The organism is Streptomyces hainanensis (genome assembly GCF_004348415.1).
GTDB lineage: Bacteria > Actinomycetota > Actinomycetes > Streptomycetales > Streptomycetaceae > Streptomyces > Streptomyces hainanensis.
Genome location: NZ_SMKI01000777.1, coordinates 1 through 1,830, shown reverse-complemented (window position 1 = coordinate 1,830; position 1,830 = coordinate 1). Strand labels below are relative to the sequence as shown.

The window sequence follows — 1,830 nt, the reverse complement described above, 5'->3', positions numbered from 1 at the left end:
GCGTCAGAGCTGTATAAGAGACAGGGCCGGGGCGGGTCAGCGGCGCCCGGCGAGGGAGCGGGCGAAGAACGCGAGGTTGGCGGGGCGCTCGGCCAGCCGGCGCATGAAGTAGCCGTACCAGTCGGTGCCGTAGGGGAGGTAGACGCGCATCCGGTGCCCCTCGGCGGCCAGCCGGCGCTGCTCGACCGGGCGGATGCCGTACAGCATCTGGAACTCGTAGGAGCCGGGCCGGCGGCCGAGGCGGGCGGCGAGCGACTGCGTGACGGCGATCAGCCGGGGATCGTGGGTGGCCACCATCGGGTAGCCGTCGCCGGCCAGCAGGATCCGCAGGCAGCGCACGTAGGCGCGGTCCACCTCGGACCGCCGTTGGTGGGCCACCGAGACCGGCTCCCGGTAGGCGCCCTTCACCAGCCGCACCCGGGCCCCGGCGGCGGCCAGCGTCTGGCAGTCCTTCTCGGTGCGGAACAGGTACGACTGCACCACCGCCCCGGTCTCGGGGAAGCGCTCGCGCAGCCGGGCGAGGATCGCCAGCGTCGAGTCGGTGGTGGTGTGGTCTTCCATGTCCAGGGTGACCGTGGTGGAGGCCGCGGCCGCCGCCTCCACCACCGGCAGCACGTGGCGCAGCGCGAGGTCGTCGCCGCCGGGCAGCGCCTGCCCGAAGGCCGACAGCTTGACCGACATCTCGGCCCTGGCGCCCAGGCCCTCGTCGGCCAGCGCCTCGGCGAGCCGCAGGTACGCGTCCCGGCTGCGCAGCGCGCTCGCGGTGTCCGTGACATCCTCGCCCAGATGGTCGAACGTCACGTCGAGCCCCTCGGCGAGCAGTTCCGACGCGGCAACGAGCGCCTCGTCCCGCCGCTCACCGGGGATGAAACGGTCCACGACCGGACGGGTGACGGGCGCCGCCGAGACGATCCGCCGGACGGTGTCGCTGCGTGCCGCCGCGAGAAGGACAGGTCCCAGCACGGGCACCTCCACGTAAAGAGTCGGCGAAGACGAACCGGACGGTGCGGGTTACCCGTGAAGGTAGGGAACGTCCGGAACACCCGCCATCGACAGCTGTCCTGCCGCCATGTCCGGGATCTCAGACATGTGTATGACCGCTGTACGAAAATGGTCGCGGAGGGCCCTGCCGGCCGCGACGGGACACGACAGGGCGGGGCCGGAAACGCGACAGGAAAGGTGACGGCCGAGGGATGCGGACGGAGTATCAGGACCTGGTCGACGAGGTCTCCGCGCTGCTCGGGACCCCGGCGACCCTGGAGAGCCGCGACTTCGGGCTGATCGCCTACGGCGTCCACGACAGCGACGACGACGGGGTGATGGACCCGATCAGGACGCGCTCCATCCTGCGCCGACGCTCCACGACGGCGGTGCGGCGGTGGTTCGAAAGCTTCGGCATCACCCGGGCCGCGGGCCCGGTGCGGATCCCGCCGGACCCGGCGGCCGGGGTGCTCACCGGCCGGATCTGCCTGCCGGTGCGGCACGGGGGCGTCGTGCAGGGCTACATCTGGCTGCTCGACGAGGGCGGCCTGCCGCTCGACGACCCGCGGCTGACCGCCGCGATAGCGGCGGCCGCCCCGATCGGCGCCCTGCTCGCGGCGGAGACGCGCGCCGGCGCGCGGGTGGGCGCGCTGCTACGCGCGGTCCTGACCGCCGACCCAGGCGACCCGGCCCGGCCCGAGCTGGCCGCGGAGCTGGCCATGGCCCTCGGGCCGGCCGCCGAGGGCCCGCTGACGGTGGCGGCGGTTCTCCCCTGGTCCGAGGACACCCCCACCGACCCGGCCCTGGCCCTGTCTCTTATACACCTCTGGACGCTGCCGACGTACACCA

1 protein-coding gene and 1 pseudogene are annotated in these 1,830 nt (G+C 73.4%); one reads left to right on the top strand and one right to left on the bottom strand.

What is annotated here, in order from left to right:
• Positions 1-36 precede the first annotated feature (36 nt).
• Complete coding sequence (locus tag E1283_RS35825) at positions 37-963, bottom strand: proline dehydrogenase family protein (protein WP_132822335.1); 927 nt, start codon at positions 961-963, stop codon at positions 37-39.
• A gap of 230 nt (positions 964-1,193) precedes the next feature.
• On the opposite strand from E1283_RS35825, the pseudogene E1283_RS35820 reads away from it, so the two are divergent.
• Positions 1,194-1,830: pseudogene (locus tag E1283_RS35820) on the top strand (PucR family transcriptional regulator); the annotation flags it as partial.